Genomic DNA, 16,344 nt, shown 5'->3' with positions numbered 1-16,344 from the left:
CGGATCCGTCTCACACGTTCCGGAAGCGGTTGATGGCGGGCAGGTGCTTCTCGCGCAGCTCCCGGTCGCGCACGCCGAGGCCCTCCTCGGGGGCCAGGCAGAGCACGCCGACCTTGCCCTGGTGCTTGTTGTGGTGCACGTCGAGGGCGGCCTGGCCGGTCTCCTCCAGGGAGTAGACCTTGGACAGGGTCGGGTGGATCTTGCCCTTGGCGATCAGGCGGTTGGCCTCGAAGGCCTCGCGGTAGTTGGCGAAGTGCGAGCCGACGATGCGCTTGAGCGACATCCACAGGTAGCGGTTGTCGTACTGGTGCATGTAGCCGGAGGTGGAGGCGCAGGTGACGATGGTGCCGCCCTTGCGGGTGACGTACACCGAGGCGCCGAAGGTCTCGCGGCCCGGGTGCTCGAAGACGATGTCCACGTCCTCGCCGCCGGTGAACTCGCGGATCTTGGCGCCGAGGCGCTTCCACTCGCGCGGGTCCTGGTTGTTCTCGTCCTTCCAGAACCGGTAGCCCTCGGCGGAGCGGTCGATGATCGCCTCGGCGCCCATGGCGCGGCAGATGTCGGCCTTCTGGTCGTTGGAGACCACGCAGATCGGGGTGGCGCCGCCGGCCAGGGCGTACTGGGTGGCGTACGAGCCGAGGCCGCCGCTGGCGCCCCAGATCAGCACGTTGTCGCCCTGCTTCATGCCGGCGCCGTTGCGCGAGACGAGCTGGCGGTAGGCGGTGGAGTTGACCAGACCGGGGGAGGCGGCCTCCTCCCAGGTGAGGTGCTTCGGCTTGGGCAGCAGCTGGTTGGTCTTCACCAGTGCGATCTGGGCCAGGCCGCCGAAGTTGGTCTCGAAGCCCCAGATGCGCTGCTCCGGGTCCATCATCGTGTCGTTGTGGCCGTCCGGGGACTCCAGCTCGACCGAGAGGCAGTGCGCGACGACCTCGTCGCCGGGCTTCCAGGAGTTGACGCCGACGCCGGTGCGCAGCACCACGCCCGCGAGGTCCGAGCCCAGGACGTGGTACGGCAGGTCGTGGCGCTTGGTGAGCGGCGACAGCCGGCCGTAGCGCTCCAGGAAGCCGAAGGTGGAGACCGGCTCGAAGATCGAGCTCCACACGGTGTTGTAGTTCACCGAGCTGGCCATGACGGCCACCAGGGCCTCGCCGGGGCCCAGTTCGGGCAGGGCGACCTCGTCGAGGTGAAGGGACTTGCGGGGGTCCTTGTCGCGGCTGTCGAGGCCCGCGAACATCTGCTCCTCGTCCTTGTGGAGCGTCACCGCTCGGTAGGACTCGGGGAGCTTGATCGCCGCGAAGTCGGCCGACGTGCTGTCGGTGCTGAGGATCGCGTCGAGGATTTCCTGCATGGCTGCCTCCGAAGGCGTACCTGTGTGAGGGTCACAGGGCGTCTGGGGGAGCCGGGAGCGGACACCGGCTTCGCTGAGATGGGTGGTGGGTGGGTCAGGCTGGGCGCCCGGGGTGGACCGGGCCGTGCTGGCACTGCTCCCGGGGTGTGGGAACACCGGACGGCGGCGCGCCGAGGTGGGGAGCCGCGGCGCCGCGACTGGTGAGTAACAAGGTAGTGGCACCCTGTGCCACTCGTAAAGACACCGGGTGTCAGGAATTCCGACGGTCCGAAACGGGCCGAAACGGCGCGTGACGCGCGTTGCGCAGGCAAGCAAAAGGCCCGCGCCGACGAATCGGCGCGGGCCTTTGATGCCGCTCTGACCTGCGTAAATGCTGGGCCTATGGCTTGCCCGCACTGCTCAGGGCGGCCCGGATGCTGTCCACGACGACATCCAGCGGGGCGTCCGTCCGGGCGACTGTGATGAGTACCTCACCTCCGGGGCTGGCACTCAGTGCGCTCTCGGCCAGGAGGTCGTCAGGCGTCCCACTGGCACCGGGTGCCACCACAGATCCCCGGCGTCTGGCACCCGGGGCGCTGGCGGCCCAGAAGGTCCGCCGGATCACCTCGAAGGAGTGGTCCAGCTGCGCCTCCACGTCCCCCCGGCCGCCGGCCCGCAGCCAGCGCCGCAGCACGTGGTTGTGCGCCGCGACGACCGCCGCCGCCGACACCTCGGCCAGCATCGAGTCGTCCTCGCCGCCGCGCTGCCACCCGGACGGGATGGACTCGCCGGTGTCGAACCGGCCCAGCAGGTACCGGGTGAACAGCCGCTCGTAGCGGGCCACCACCGCGATCTCCCGCTCCCGCAACGCGGGGACCTGACGGATCAGCTGGTACCGCGCGACCGACACCCCCGGGGTGGAGGCGTACATCCGCAGCACCTCCTTGATGCCGCGGCAGACCACGTCCAGCGGGTGCTCCTCCGGCTCGGCGCTGGCCAGCAGGTCGGCCACCCGGACGAGGGTGTCGTCGTGGTCCGGGAAGATCGCCTCCTCCTTCGACCGGAAGTACCGGAAGAAGGTGCGCCGGGCCACCCCGGCGGCGGCCGCGATCTGGTCGACCGTGGTCTCCTCGTAGCCCTGCGAGGCGAACAGCTCCATCGCGGCCGTGGCCAGGTCCTGGCGCATCTGCTGGCGCTGCGCGGCCGCCCGGCGGTTGCCCGGACCACTCTCCGGTCCGGTGCCCCCGGTCGAGGGGGCCGTCCGGTCGGTGCCGTGCGAACCGGCGGGGTGCTGCGGGGAGGCTGACTGAACCCGATCCATGTCCGGAACGCTACACGCCCCCGGGGGCGCGGCCGCGGGCCTTCCCCGGCGCACCGGCGCGACCGGGCCGGTCACGGCCGGCCGGGGCCAGCGCGAGGACACCGTCCCCGGGCTCCAGCCGGGCCTGGTCCCGGGCGGGGCCCCGTGCTGCGCCGCGCCGTTGCCGAGGGCCGCACCGCCGTACGGAGGGGGCCCGGCGGGCGGGCCGGCCGGATGCGGGCCGCCGCCGGGCTGCGGGGTGGTCACCGGCGCGCGTGGTCGCGGAAGCCGCGGCCGGTCTTGCGGCCCAGGCAGCCCGCCGCGACCAGGTGCTCCAGCAGCGGCGCGGCGGCCAGGCCGGGCTCGCGGAACTCCTGGTGCAGTACCTGCTCGATGGTCAGCGAGACGTCCAGGCCGACCACGTCCAGCAGCTCGAACGGGCCCATCGGGTAGCCGCAGCCGAGCTTCATCGCGGTGTCGATGTCGTCCACCGTCGCGTAGTGCTCCTGCAGCATCCGCACCGCGTCGTTCAGGTAGGGGAAGAGCAGTGCGTTGACGATGAAGCCGGCCCGGTCGCCGCACTCCACCGGGTGCTTGCGGACCTTGGCGGTCAGCTCCAGCACGGTCGCGGTGACGTCCGGGGCGGTCAGCACGGTGGAGACCACCTCGACCAGCTTCATGGCCGGCGCCGGGTTGAAGAAGTGCATGCCGATCACGTCCTGCGGCCGCGTGGTGGCGGTCGCGCAGCTGATCACCGGCAGCGAGGAGGTGGTGGTGGCGAGCACCGCGCCCGGCTTGACGATCTTGTCCAGGGTGGCGAACAGCTCCCGCTTGACCGTCAGGTCCTCGGCCACCGCTTCGACCACCAGGTCGACCTCGGCCAGCTCGGCGTACTGGCCGACCGGGGTGACCAGCGCCAGCGCGGCGTCCCGCTGCTCGGCGGACATCCGGCCCTTGGCGACCGAGCGCTCCAGGGACTTGGCCAGCTGCGCCTTGGCCCGGTCCGCCTTCTCCGCGCTGCGGGCGACCAGCAGCACCGGGTGCCCGGCCTTGGCGAAGACCTCGGCGATGCCGGTGGCCATGGTGCCCGAGCCGCAGACGCCGACGGTGCGGACCTCGCGGCCCGGCACCTTCGGCAGGGCCGGCCCGGTGGCCGCGTCGATGGCGCGGGACGAGCCCGGTGCCTCGTAGGTGTAGAAGCCGCGGCCGGTCTTGCGGCCCAGCAGCCCGGCCGAGACCAGCTGGCCGAGGATCGGGGCGGGGGCGTGCAGGCGGTCCCGGGACTGCTCGTACATCGCCTCCAGGACGGTGCGCGCGGTGTCGACGCCGATCAGGTCGAGCAGCGCCAGCGGGCCCATCGGCAGGCCGCAGCCGAGCCGCATCGCGGCGTCGATGTCCTCCCGCGAGGCGTACTTGGACTCGTACATCGCGGCGGCCTGGTTCAGGTACGCGAACAGCAGGCCGTTCACCACGAAGCCGGCCCGGTCGCCGGCCGCCACCGGCTCCTTGCCGAGGTCCCGGGCGAAGGCGGCGGCGTCCTCGGCGGTCCGCGGGGAGGTCAGCACGGTGCGGACGACCTCGACCAGCTTCATGGTGTGCACCGGGTTGAAGAAGTGCAGGCCCAGCACCCGTTCGGGGCGGGCGGTGGCGGCGGCGATCCGGGTCACCGAGAGCGCGGTGGTGCCGGTGGCCAGCACGGTCGTCTCCGGGCAGATCCGGTCCAGTTCGGCGAAGACCTCCCGCTTCAGCTCCAGCTGCTCGGGCACCTCCTCGATCACCAGGTCCGCGCCGGCGGCGGCCGCCAGCTCGTGCCCGACGGAGATCCGGGCGAGCAGCCCGGTGCGCTCGTCGGCGGTGAGCCGCTCCCGGTCGACCGCGTGCGCGGTCGCCTCCTCGATCCGGGCCAGCGCCCGGGCGGCGGAATCCTCGGTGGCCTCGATGCCGATCACCCGGCGGCCGCTCTTGGCGACCGCCACCGCGACGCCGGCACCCATCGTGCCGAGGCCGACGACCGCGACGGTGGGGAAGGGACGCTCCATCTGTCCTGACTCCTAGTCATGAAGGGCCCGCGCGTGCTCCGGCGGGCACGCCGCCGCGCCCGTACGCCGGGGGCGGCCGCCGCCGGAGGAGGGTCCACGCGCGGGGGCTTGGGGAGATGACGGGGTGCGGCCCACCCGGACGGCGGCCGGTCCGCTCCGGCCGAACTGCGCAGGTGTGCCGTGGTACTCAGGCGCTCGAAGGTGAAGGAAGCGGCTCTGATACGAGGAGAAACCCGGCCGCCGCGGTGCGCGGCACCGGCCGGTGAAAGCGCACCGCGCGGGTGCCGCAGACGCGGCGACCCGCAGCCTCCCGCCGGTGCGGCTCCCGAAGCCCGGCGGTGGTGCGTCCGGCCACTGTAGCGAAGCTACTCGCCGGTAGGAAGGGGGCGTGGGCGGAAAACCGTTGGGGCGCGCGGCCGGCCTTCGCTAGGGTGATCGACGCGGGGGCGGCTCCGCGGCGTGCTTCCTTCTCACTCATCTCCAAAATGACCCGAGTGCGCCCACTCTCCGCCCCCGCTTTGTCGTACCTACCCGGGGGAAGAGCAGTGAAGAAGCAGCGCGCCGACGCGCCCGAGACCGGACTGGACACCTACCTGCTGCGCCGTCACGGCACGGTCTTGGTCGCGGCCGGGGCACCGCCCGAGGAACCGCAGCCGCTGACGGCCCGCGGCCTGGTCGTCCTGGAGGCCGACCTCGCCGAGCGCGGCCACGTCCTGACCCGCGACCTGCGCGTCGCCCTCGGTCGGCTGCGCCCGGCCGACCTCGCCGCCGCCGGCACCCGGCTGCTGCGCGAGATCGACGCGACGCTCGGTGCCGACCGCCGCCACACCCCGCTGTTCCGCCGCTTCCCCGAGGGCGTGCCCGCACACGCGCACGCCTCCTACTCCTCGATCATCCGCGGCCACCTGCTCTGCCAGAGCAGCCAGGTCTGCCTGGTCTGCGAGCGCGACAGCCTGACCGCCGGCATCGGCGCCCTCGCCCCGTGCGCCCACCTGCTGTGCGGCGACTGCTACGAGGACCTGATCGAGTCCTCCGGCGGACGCCACTGCCCGGTCTGCGCCGCCCCGCTCGAACGCGAGCGCCGCCTGCGCACCGACACCAAGGGCGCCCGCGTCGTCGCCGCGAACCTGCGCCCCGGCCCCGCGCTCAAGCCCCTGCGCCTGGCCCGCTCCGCCGCGGCGCCCGGGCTCGCCGGAACCGCACTGGCCGCCCTGCTCGGCCGCCGGACCCCGCTGAGCCCGCAGGACCGCGAGGACCTCGCGCTGCTCCTCGACCACGCCCCGGCCGACCCGGCCGCCTGGCTGCCCGCCGAGATCCCGGTCCGGGAGAGCCGTGCCACCGTGCTGGCCGCACTGCTGCACCGGGACCCGGAGCGCGCCCGCCCGCTGCTCGCCGGCCACCTCACCACCGCCACCGACGTGCTGCGGCTGATCTGGGCGTGGTCCGGCGCCGAGCCCGACCTGCTGCCGGCCACCGCCCGCACCCTGCGCCTGCGCAACCTGCCCCGCCCGCTGCGCCGCGAACTGCTCGCCGTCCTGGACGCGTTCCCGGCCGGCACCCTCGCCGAGGACCTGCGCCGCCACCGGCAGCCCTGGCTGCGGGCCGGCGAACTGCTGCACCCGTACGAGCACCGCGCCCGCTTCCCGTACGCGGCCGCCGCCTTCGCTGTGATCCGGCAGAGCGACCTCGACCTGCACGGCCTCGGCCCGGAGCTGCGCGAGGCGCCCGCGCCGCTGCGGGTGCGCGAGACGCCGGGCGGCCACACCCGGCTGACCGTCGAGACCTTCGCCGCCGCGGTCGAACACGCCCTCCAGCAGGGCGACCTGCCCGCCGCCGTCCGGCTGCTGGCCCGCCGCCCGGGCGAGTTGGTGCGCCGGCTGCACCACCTGCTGCGGGTGCACGAGACCTGGTCCCCCGGCGAGCCGATGCCCGCCGACCTCGCCGAGGCGCTGCCGGCGGCACTGCGCGCCGTCGCCCCCGGACCGCTGCTCGGCGCGTACGGGCGGCTGCGCGCGCCGCGCGAACACGGCGAGCGGCGGCTGTACTTCCCGCGCGGCCGGGTCGCCTCGGCGCACGCCCGCCACGACTGGGGCACGCCCGTTCCGGCCGGCCTCGCCGCCCCGGTCTGTGCCCTGATCGAGGCCGAACTGCTGCGCCGGGCCGAGCGGTCGGCGCGGGAAGAGGGCCGTTACGAGGTGGCCGTCCTGGACGCCGCGCTGGCCGACCTGGTCGTGCCCTTCGCCGAGCGCGCCAGTGCCAGGACCCTGGTGGCCGTGCCGCGCGGCAGCGTGCAGCGGATCCCGGACGGGCAGCTGCTGCGGCTGTTCGTGCACTGGATGCAGCGCCCGCACCAGCGGGTCGACCTCGACCTGTCGATCGCCTTCTACGACGAGGAGTGGCAGTTCACCGGCCTGTGCGACTACACCCGGCTGGTCCTCGGCCCGCGTGCCGCCGTCCACTCCGGGGACTTCACCACCGCTCCGCCGCCGCACGGCGCCACCGAGTTCGTCGACCTCGACCTGCGGGCGCTGGGGGAGGTGGGTGCCCGGTACGCCGTGGTGGTGGTGTTCAGCTACAACGACGTCCCGTTCGAGGACCTCACCGACGCCTTCGCCGGCTTCATGGCCCTGACCCCGTCCGAGGCGGCCCGGCAGCGCACCGGCAGCTTCCACCCCAAGAGCGTCCGGCAGCGGCTGGACCTCGCCGGGGACGCCAGGATCTGCGTGCCGATGATCGTCGACCTCCGGACCCGCACCTACACCTGGACCGACCTCAACGCCGGCTCCGACGCCGGGTTCCACAACCTCGACCGGCACCACGCCGGGATCGGCTCGCTGGCCCGGGACGTCCTGACGCACTTCGCCCCCGGCGCCAGGGCCACCCTCTGGGACCTCGCCTGTGCCGCCGCCGCGGCCGGCAGCGACGAGGTGCTCGTCCGCGACCGGACGGGCCTCGGACTGGGTGTCTACCGCCGGGGCGCGGACGAGCCGGTGGCCGACTTCGCGGCGCGCCTGCGCGGGCGCCACGAGAGCGACCGGCGTACCGAGCAGCCGCCGGACGACACCGCCCGGCTGATCGCCGAACGCCTCACCGGCGCACGGGCGTTCGCGGCCCTGGTGCACGCCGACGTGCCGGTCCCGGCCGGGGCGCACGGGACGCTCTACCGGCTCTACCCGGGCCCGATGGACGCGGCCCCGGACGTCCTGGAACGGATCACCGCGGGGGACCTGACGGCCCGGTTCTCCCCGAACGGGTGAACGGGTGGACGGGCCTCCGTTTGGACCACCCGATAGGGGAGTTACGCGGGCCCGACCGGCGGGGCAGCATGGTGACATGACCATCGGAACCGCCGCCGGCTCCACCGCGCCCGGCCCCGTCCACCCGGCCGGTACGGCCGGGTCGTTCGGCCCCGCTGCGGCCGTCGCGCTGCCCCCGCGCGCCGAGCGGGCCGAGCTGGCCCAGGAGGCCGCCGACCGGCTGCGCACCGCCGCCGTCGACGCGGTGGCCGTCACCTGGGTGGACAACGCGGGCATCACCCGGGTCAAGGCGGTGCCGCTCGGCGGCCTGTCGCACGCCGCGCAGTGGGGCATCGGCGCCGCACCCTGCTTCGACGTCTTCCTCGCCGACGACGCGGTCACCACCAGCCCGGTCATCGGCGGCCCCACCGGGGACCTCAGGCTCTACCCCGACCTGGAACGGGCCGTCCCGCTGGCCGCCCAGCCCGGGTGGGCCTGGGCCCCGGCGGACAGGTACACCCAGAGCGGCGCCCCGCACCCCGGCTGCCAGCGGCTGTTCGCCCGCCGGGCGGAGGCCGCGGCGGCCGCGCGCGGGCTGAGCCTCAAGGCCGGCATCGAGGTCGAGTGGGTGGTGGCCCTCGCCGGCTCCCCGCAGGAGGAGCCGCGGTACCCGACGCACGGCCCCGCCTACGGGATGCACCGGCTCACCGACCTCTCCGACTACCTGCGGGACGTGCTGCGCGCCCTCGGCGAGCAGGGACTGGACGTCCTGCAGATCCACCCCGAGTACTCCCCGGGCCAGTTCGAGGTGTCGGTCGCCCCCGAGGGCCCGGTCGGCGCCGCGGACACCTCCGTCCTGGTCCGGCACACCGTGCGGGCCGTCTCCGCCCGGCACGGCCTGCGGGTCTCCTTCGCTCCGGTGGTCGAGGCGGGCGCGGTCGGCAACGGCGGCCACCTGCACCTCAGCCTCTGGCGGGACGGGCGCAACCTCGGCCACGGCGGCTCCGGGCCGCACGGCCTGACGGCCGAGGCCGAGGGCTTCCTCGCCGGGGTGCTCGACGCCCTGCCCGAACTGCTGGTGCTGGGCTGCTCCAGCCCGGCCGGGTACCTGCGGCTGGTGCCCTCGAACTGGGCCGGCGCCTACCAGTGCTGGGGCCTGGAGAACCGCGAGGCCGCGCTGCGCCTGGTGACCGGCTCCACCGGGGAGCGGGCCGCAGCGGCCAACGCCGAGGTCAAGTGCTTCGACGCGAGCGCCAACCCGTACCTGGCCGTCGGCGCGGTGATCGCGGCCGGTCTCGCCGGGCTGGACCAGCGCCGGGCGCTGCCACCGGAGTTCACGGGGGACCCGGCGGCCGCCGAGCCCGGCACGGTCCCCCGGCTGCCGGACGGCCCGGCCGGGGCGCTGGCCGCCTACGAGCGCTCGGCGGTGCTGCGCGAGGCGCTCGGCGAGCCGCTGTACCAGGCGGTGCTGGCGGTGCGCCGGGCCGAGGCGGAGCAGTACGCGTCCGTGACGCCCGAGGAACTGGCCGCGGCCACCCGCTGGCGGTACTGACCGGTGCCCCGGCCGGAGGCGCCCGCGCTGGTCGACCACCACTGCCACAGCGTGGTGGCGGCCGACCTCGCCGACGACGCCCTGGCCGCGCTGCTCACCGAGTCGGACCGGCCACCCGCGCCGGGCTGCTCGCCCTTCGACAGCGCGCTCGGCCTCGCCGTACGGCGCTGGTGCCCGCCGGTGCTCGGCCTGCCCGCGCACGCCCCGGCCGTCGACTACCTGGCCCGGCGGCGCGAGTTGGGCGCCGCCGAAGCGACCGCCCGGCTGCTCGCCGCAGCCGGGCTGGACACCCTGCTGGTGGACACCGGACTGACCGCCGCCGCGGGCCTGCCGCTGTTGCCCCCGGCCGAACTCGCCGAGCTGGCCGGGGCGTCGGTGCGCGAGGTGGTCCGGCTGGAGACGGTCGCCGGGTCGGTGACGGCCGGTGCCGAGGACTGGCCCGGGGCCGTCGCCGAGGCGCTGGCGGCCGCCGCCCGGGGTGCCGTCGCGGTCAAGTCGGTGCTCGCCTACCGGCACGGCCTGGCCGCCCCGGCGCACCGGCCCGCCCGGTCGGCCGTGGTGGCCGCGGCCGGCGCCCGGCTGCGCGGCGGGCACGGTCGGCTGACCGACCCGGTCCTGCTGCACCACCTGCTCTGGACGGCCGTGGACGTCTGCGCCGAGCTCGGCCTGCCCCTCCAGCTCCACACCGGCTTCGGCGATCCGGACCTCACCCTGCACCGGGCCGACCCGTCCCTGCTGACGGACTTCGTGCGCGCCGCCGAGCCCAGCGGCGTTCCGCTGGTGCTGCTGCACTGCTACCCGTACCACCGCCAGGCCGCCTGGCTGGCCCAGGCCTTCCCGACGGTCTTCACCGACCTCGGGCTGACCGCCTCGTACACCGGGCCCCGGGTGGCGGAGGTCCTGGGCGAGATGCTGGAACTGGCGCCGTTCGGAAAATTGTTGTTCTCCACCGACGCCTACGGGCTGCCCGAACTTTTCTTGGTGGGCACCTGTCAGTTCCGGCACGGACTGGCTGAGTTGCTGGATCGGTGGCAGTCCGACGGTGCGTGTGCGGCGGCCGACGCGCAGCGGCTGACGCGCTCGGTCGCCGCCGACAACGCCCGTCGGCTGTACGGGTTGTAGCAGCCTGGAAGGCCGTCGCAGCTGCACCTCAGGGTGTGGTCGGGGCCGGTGAAGGCGCTTCCGAAGTGGGTGGCCGCACGTCGGCGAACCATCACTTTTTAACAATCTTGGCCCTGTTGTCCTTGTTGATCTGCGAACTCTCAACCTCTGTTGTTGCTCTAGATGTGACGATTAGATGACTACCTCTTGCGCATCTCATCGAATATTCATTAAGTTCCGGTCATTCCCAGTGCACCTGCCAACCGCAGCTGCCGGATGACGACTCGGGAGGGCCAACCCCAATGAGAGTTCCTCGGATCAGCCGGACCCGGTACGCGGCAGTGGGCCTCGTGCTCGCCACCGCCGGCGCCCTCGCGCTCCCGGCCGGCACCGCCGTCGCGGCTCCCACGGCCGACCCGACGCCCGGCCCGCTGCTCAGCTACGTCGTCAACACCAAGGCCAACCACGGCCAGGTGCAGAAGGTCGAGCAGGCCGTCAAGAGCCTCGGTGGCTCGGTGGTCTACTCGTACGAGCAGATCGGCGTCGTCATCGCCCGCTCGACGGACACCAAGTTCGCCGAGAAGCTGCGTCTGGCCAAGGGCGTCGACTCGGTCGGCGCCAGCCGCACCAAGGGCATCACCGCCGCCGACCAGGGCAAGGCCGAGGTCGCCCCGGCGCCCACCACCGCGCCCGCTGCCGGCCAGGAGCCGCTGGAAGCCAACCAGTGGGACATGCGCCAGATCGGCGTCGACAAGGCGCACAAGATCTCGCTCGGCAGCCGCAACGTCACCGTCGGCGTGCTGGACTCCGGCATCGACGCCACGCACGAGGACCTGGCCGCCAACGTGGACGCCTCGCAGTCGGTCTCCTGCATCGACGGCGGCAAGCCGAACACCGACTGGAAGGCCTGGCAGCCGGGCCCCGACGGCGACCACGGCACCCACGTGGCCGGCACCATCGCCGCCGCCAAGAACGGCAAGGGCATCGTCGGCATCGCCCCGAACGTGAAGCTGGCCGCGGTCAAGGTCGTCGACGACGGCGGGTTCATCTACCCGGAGTACGCGATCTGCGGCTTCGTCTGGGCCGGTGAGCACCAGTTCAAGGTGACCAACAACAGCTACTACGTCGACCCGTGGATGTTCAACTGCCCGAACGACAAGGACCAGGCGGCCATCACCGCCGCCGTCAAGAAGGCCGTCGCGTTCTCGCAGCGCAAGGGCGTCCTCAACGTCGCCGCGGCGGGCAACGAGAACATCGACCTGGCGCACAAGACCACTGACGTCTCCAGCCCGGACGACACCACCCCGGGCACCCGCCCGGTCACCAACGACTGCCTGTCGCTGCCGACCGAGCTGCCGGGCGTCATCGCCGTCTCCTCGGTGGGCGTCAACGGCGAGAAGTCGTACTACTCCAGCTACGGCAAGGGCGTCGTGACCGTCGCCGCGCCGGGTGGCGACAAGCGCTACCAGATCCCGAACACCCCGGACAAGGACGGCCGCATCCTGTCCACCATCCCCGGTGGCAAGTACGGCTACATGCAGGGCACCTCGATGGCCTCCCCGCACACCACCGGCGTCCTCGCCCTGCTCGCCAGCACCTTCCCGTGGGCCAGCCCGGACGAGCTGACCGAGATGCTGACCAGCCAGGCCGAGTCGCACCCGTGCCCGACCGGTGACTTCAACCCCGGCGGCGCCGGCCAGTGGAAGGCCACCTGTGAGGGCGGCGCGGACGACAACGGCTTCTACGGTGCGGGCATCATCAACGCCGAGAAGGCGGTCCAGTGGTGGCGCTGACGGGCTGACCACGACGACACCTGATCGCTGAGCCGGGGAGCGGGACCACTGGGTCCCGCTCCCCGGTCGCGTTTGAGTACCCGTACTCAGGCCGCCGCCACGCCCGCCGCACAGGATGGAGTCGTACCCACCGGAGTCACCACAGGAGTTGAGCGACATGGCGCAGAGCGTCCCCGGCCGGCCGACCGTCCTCGGCGCACCGGGCCTCCCCGGCCGGCGGAACCGGGTCGCGCTGGCCCTGGGCGTGGGCCAACTGCTGCTCGCCGCACCCATGCTGGCCACCCTCGGCGCGGGCGGCCTGGTGGTCGCGGTGATGGGCCTGGCCGCCGGCAGCTCGCCGGCCGCGGTGCTGCTGCTCGCCCTGCTGCTCGCTGCCGGGCCGCTGCTCGGGCTGGGCCTGGCGTTCCTGGTCGTCCGGCTGCGGCGGCTGCCCGGGGACGTCGCGTTCCCGACGGCCGGCTTCGGCCTGCTGGTCGGCACCGCGATCGAGTACTTCGGCTGGATCCGGTCCGCACTGGGCTGAGTCCGGGCCGGCCCGCGGCCGCCGTTCGGCTGCCGCTCGGCCGTCCCGGCCGCGGCGCCGGCCGCCACCCGCGGTCAGCCCTCGTCGACGTGCTGTCCCCAGACCGTCTCCACCGACGGCTTGCCGTGCAGGTCCGGCACCTCCTGCAGCCAGGCCGGCCGCCCGGCCCGGGTCCGGGCCGCCTGCCGCCGCTCGGCCTCGCGCAGCTGCTCGGGGGTGGCGAACCCCTCCGGCAGCCACTGCTCGGAGAGCACCACCCGGGCGGCCAGGTGGGTGACGTAGGCGTGCCGGACGGCGTCCGCCGAGTCGAAGCCGGGCTCGCCGGCCAGCCACGCGTCCGGGACCAGCGCCAGCACTTCCTCCAGCAGCGGCACGGTGACCAGCGGGCCGAGCTCCTCGTCCGCGAGCCCGACGTCCGGGGCGGAGCCGCCGAGGGCGTGCGCACTGAGGTCGTACCGCCTGCCGACCGCCGCCCCGGCCCCCGCCCAGCGGTGGTGGAAGATCAGCGCGGCGCCGTTGTCGATCAGCCAGAGCCGTCCGTGCCAGACCACCAGGTTGGGGTTGTGCACGGTGCGGTCGACGTTGCCGGTGAGCGCGTCCAGCCAGACCACCCGGCCGGCCTCGACGGCGTCCACCGCGATCATCCCCGGCCGGAAGTCCCGCGCCCCGGGCAGCAGGTCCATCCCGAGGTTGAGGCCGGTGCTGGCCCTGAGCATGTCCTGGATCTCGGTGTCCGGTTCGTCCGCGGCGACGGCCGGGTCGAAGTCCACCAGCCGCAGCTCGGGCACCCGCAGGCCCAGCCGCCGGGCCAGCTCGCCGACGATCACCTCGGCGATCAGCGCCTTGCGGCCCTGCGCGGCCCCGGTGAACTTGACCACGTACGTTCCCAGGTCGTCGGTCTCCACCACGCCGGGCACGGAGCCGCCGGCCCGCAGCGGGTCGACGTAGCGCACTGCAGTCACCAGATCGAGCACACCGGCCACCCTATCCCGCCGCGTCACGGGCGTGACCCTGTGATTGGCTTGCCGGTGAGAGCGCGACCCACCACACGAGGAGAGCAAGGTCATGGGACAGGTGCAGGCCACCACCGAGCGGGTCTACGACGCGGCCCCGGAGCAGGTGTACGAGGCGCTGGCCGACTACCAGGTGACCCGCCCGAAGCTGCTGCCCGCGCAGTACAGCGAGTACGAGGTCCGGGTCGGCGGCACCGGCGCCGGCACCCAGGTGCACTGGAAGCTGCAGGCCACCGAGAAGCGGGTGCGGGACTGCCTGTTCACCGTGTCGGCGCCGCAGCCCGACCAGCTGGTGGAGAAGGACGCCAACTCCAGCATGGTGATCACCTGGACGGTCGCGGCCGCCGGTGAGGGCCGCACCAAGGTCACCGTGACCGCCACCTGGCAGGGCGCGACCGGCATCGGCGGCTTCTTCGAGCGCACCTTCGCCCCCAAGGGCCTGAACCGGATCCACGACCAGGTGCTGGCCAACCTGGCCGCCGAGGTCCGCTGACGCGCATCGAGGTCCGCTGAGGCGGATCGAGGGTCCGTCGGGACGTCCGCGGCCCGCCGCGGCCGCCGGGTGACGCGGCCGGCAGCGCGATTCGGTCGCCTGAATCCATCAACGTGCTTGAATCGCGCGGGAATTCGAAGCGGTCGGCCACCCGTACGAGCGGAACACCGTACGGGTGGTCGAACCGCCACCTCCGGGTGACGGGGGCCGCCCGGCGCGGGGGAGCCACCCTAGGCTCGCCGCCGTGCATATGACGATCCTTCACATTTCGCAACCGGTGGACGGCGGGGTCGCCCGCGTCGTCGCCGACTTGGTCCGGGGACAACGCGAGGCCGGCCACCGGGTGCTGGTCGCCTGTCCGCGCGGCGGGCGGTTGGCCGAGGAGGCCGCAGCGGTGGGCGCGCTGGTCCAGGACTGGCCCGCCGGGCGTTCACCGGGCGCGGGCACCGCCGCCGAGGCCTGGCGGCTGCGCCGGATCGTCCGCGCGGCCGCGCCCGACGTGGTCCACCTGCACAGCGCCAAGGCCGGGCTGGCCGGCCGGCTGGCGGTGCGCGGCGCCGTGCCGACGGTGTTCCAGCCGCACGCCTGGTCCTTCGCGGCCGTGGACGGCGCGCTGGCCGCCGCCACCCTGCGCTGGGAGCGCTTCGCCACCCGCTGGGCGCACCGGCTGCTCTGCGTCAGCGTCCAGGAGCGGGCCGACGGCGTGACCGCCGGGGTGCACGCCGACTGGGCGGTGGTGCCCAACGGCGTGGACGTCCGGCACTACGCGCCCGCCGACCGTCGGGCCGCCCGGATCGCGCTGGGCCTGGACCTGGATGCCCCGCTCGCGGTCTGCGTCGGGCGGTTGTGCCGGCAGAAGGGCCAGGACGTGCTGCTCGCCGCCTGGCCCGAGGTGCTGCGCCGGGTGCCGCAGGCGAGGCTGGCGCTGGTCGGCGGCGGGCCGGACGAGCAGCGGGTGGCGGAGCTGGTCCGGGAGAGCGCCGAGCCGGCCCGGGTCCGGCTGGTCGGGGACGTGGCGGACCCGCGTCCGTGGCTGGCGGCGGCCGACCTGGTGGTGTTGCCCTCGCGTTGGGAGGGGATGGCGCTGGCCCCGCTGGAGGCGATGGCGGCCGCCCGTCCGGTGCTGCTGACCGACGTGCCGGGGGCGCGGGAGTGCCTGCCGCCGGCGGAGCGGGAGCAGGCGGTGGTCCCGCCGGAGGACGCGGCGGCGCTCGCCACCCGAATGGGGGAAGCGCTGTCCGATCCGATCGAATGCGAGCGACGCGGCGCGCGCCTGCGCGATCACGCGGTCGCCCGGCACGACGTGCGCACCGTGGTCGAACAGGTGGACGCCCTCTACCGGCATCTGCTGGGCGCCGGGCCGGCTGCGGGGCGGCGCAGGACCCGTGTCCCAGAGCGGATCTGATCGTTTCACATGCCGTGAACGCCCGTCGATTCCGGCGCGGCGAATTCGCACCCTCAACCGGACAAGGGATGGGGCTTCAAATCCGAAATACCTATTAATGGGCGGCTGGAATGAAACGGCAAGTCAACTTCCGTCCCGTAGCGCCTGGTTCGGCATGGTCGGATTTTGCCTACTTCGTTCAGATTTCATATCGGGAATTCACGGCTGGGCCCCTCGCGACCGAGTCCCCTGCGACCGATCCCTTCACGATCGGCCCCGCCACGGGAGTTCCGAGAGCCGCCGGCGGCAGCAGGTGCTGTCAGGACCGCGCCCACCGGGCCGGGACGGCCACCCCGCGCCAACCGGTGCCGGGACACCGTAACCCCGGGCACACAGCAGGGGAGATCGTGCGCTGATGACCATTGACCACGACAGCGTGCCGCGATCGGGCGGGCCCCTGTCCGGCCCCCGCCGGCCGGGCACCGGGTTGCTCGACCGCCCGGCCGGGCCCCGACGCCGAACTGACCGTCATCCCCGGAGCGGGCCACCTGAGCGCCCTGGAGGCACCCGAGGCCTTCGACGC

The 16,344-nt window shown here is 73.9% G+C and carries 11 protein-coding genes; 7 read left to right on the top strand and 4 right to left on the bottom strand.

Annotated elements, in window-relative coordinates; translation table 11 throughout:
• Positions 1-10 precede the first annotated feature (10 nt).
• The 3 genes from ccrA to AB0D10_RS14850 form a co-directional block, all read right to left on the bottom strand.
• Entirely contained in the window at positions 11-1,348 is a 1,338-nt protein-coding gene (ccrA, locus tag AB0D10_RS14860) for a crotonyl-CoA carboxylase/reductase (protein ID WP_360255708.1), read from the bottom strand.
• A 379-nt stretch (positions 1,349-1,727) separates the two neighbouring features.
• Positions 1,728-2,648 carry a TetR family transcriptional regulator gene (locus AB0D10_RS14855; protein ID WP_360255706.1) on the bottom strand — a complete coding sequence of 307 codons (921 nt, stop codon included), beginning with the start codon at positions 2,646-2,648 and terminating at the stop codon, positions 1,728-1,730.
• Positions 2,649-2,890: 242 nt separating this feature from the next.
• Positions 2,891-4,666, bottom strand: a complete 1,776-nt coding sequence (locus tag AB0D10_RS14850; protein WP_360255704.1) for a 3-hydroxybutyryl-CoA dehydrogenase — start codon at positions 4,664-4,666, stop codon at positions 2,891-2,893.
• A 545-nt stretch (positions 4,667-5,211) separates the two neighbouring features.
• Here AB0D10_RS14850 and AB0D10_RS14845 point away from each other — a divergent pair.
• The 5 genes from AB0D10_RS14845 (at position 5,212) to AB0D10_RS14825 (ending at position 12,871) form a co-directional block, all read left to right on the top strand.
• On the top strand, positions 5,212-7,923 hold the full coding sequence (locus tag AB0D10_RS14845; protein ID WP_360255702.1) for an MXAN_6230/SCO0854 family RING domain-containing protein: 2,712 nt from the start codon (positions 5,212-5,214) through the stop codon (positions 7,921-7,923).
• A gap of 76 nt (positions 7,924-7,999) precedes the next feature.
• Entirely contained in the window at positions 8,000-9,454 is a 1,455-nt protein-coding gene (locus AB0D10_RS14840; RefSeq protein WP_360255700.1) for a glutamine synthetase family protein, read from the top strand.
• Between the two features lie 3 nt (positions 9,455-9,457).
• Complete coding sequence (locus tag AB0D10_RS14835) at positions 9,458-10,576, top strand: amidohydrolase family protein (RefSeq protein ID WP_360255698.1); 1,119 nt, start codon at positions 9,458-9,460, stop codon at positions 10,574-10,576.
• Positions 10,577-10,857: 281 nt separating this feature from the next.
• Complete coding sequence (locus AB0D10_RS14830) at positions 10,858-12,348, top strand: S8 family serine peptidase (protein ID WP_360255696.1); 1,491 nt, start codon at positions 10,858-10,860, stop codon at positions 12,346-12,348.
• Between the two features lie 157 nt (positions 12,349-12,505).
• Positions 12,506-12,871 (top strand): hypothetical protein, encoded by a 366-nt coding sequence (locus tag AB0D10_RS14825; RefSeq protein ID WP_360255693.1) that lies wholly within the window; start codon positions 12,506-12,508, stop codon positions 12,869-12,871.
• Positions 12,872-12,945: 74 nt separating this feature from the next.
• On the opposite strand, the gene AB0D10_RS14820 is transcribed toward AB0D10_RS14825, so the two are convergent.
• Positions 12,946-13,845, bottom strand: coding sequence for a HipA family kinase (locus AB0D10_RS14820; RefSeq protein WP_360255690.1), 900 nt, complete (start codon positions 13,843-13,845; stop codon positions 12,946-12,948).
• Positions 13,846-13,936: 91 nt separating this feature from the next.
• On the opposite strand from AB0D10_RS14820, the gene AB0D10_RS14815 reads away from it, so the two are divergent.
• Together AB0D10_RS14815 and AB0D10_RS14810 are read left to right on the top strand one after the other, a co-directional pair.
• Complete coding sequence (locus AB0D10_RS14815; protein WP_360255688.1) at positions 13,937-14,377, top strand: SRPBCC family protein; 441 nt, start codon at positions 13,937-13,939, stop codon at positions 14,375-14,377.
• Positions 14,378-14,627: 250 nt separating this feature from the next.
• Positions 14,628-15,782: a glycosyltransferase gene (locus AB0D10_RS14810; protein WP_360255686.1), complete on the top strand. Its 1,155-nt coding sequence runs from the start codon at positions 14,628-14,630 to the stop codon at positions 15,780-15,782.
• Positions 15,783-16,344 lie beyond the last annotated feature (562 nt).

It is taken from the genome of Kitasatospora sp. NPDC048545 (genome assembly GCF_040651155.1).
In the GTDB taxonomy this organism is placed as follows: domain Bacteria; phylum Actinomycetota; class Actinomycetes; order Streptomycetales; family Streptomycetaceae; genus Kitasatospora.
Note: the sequence above shows the minus strand (reverse complement) of the source record. Positions and strands in the feature narration are given on the sequence as shown.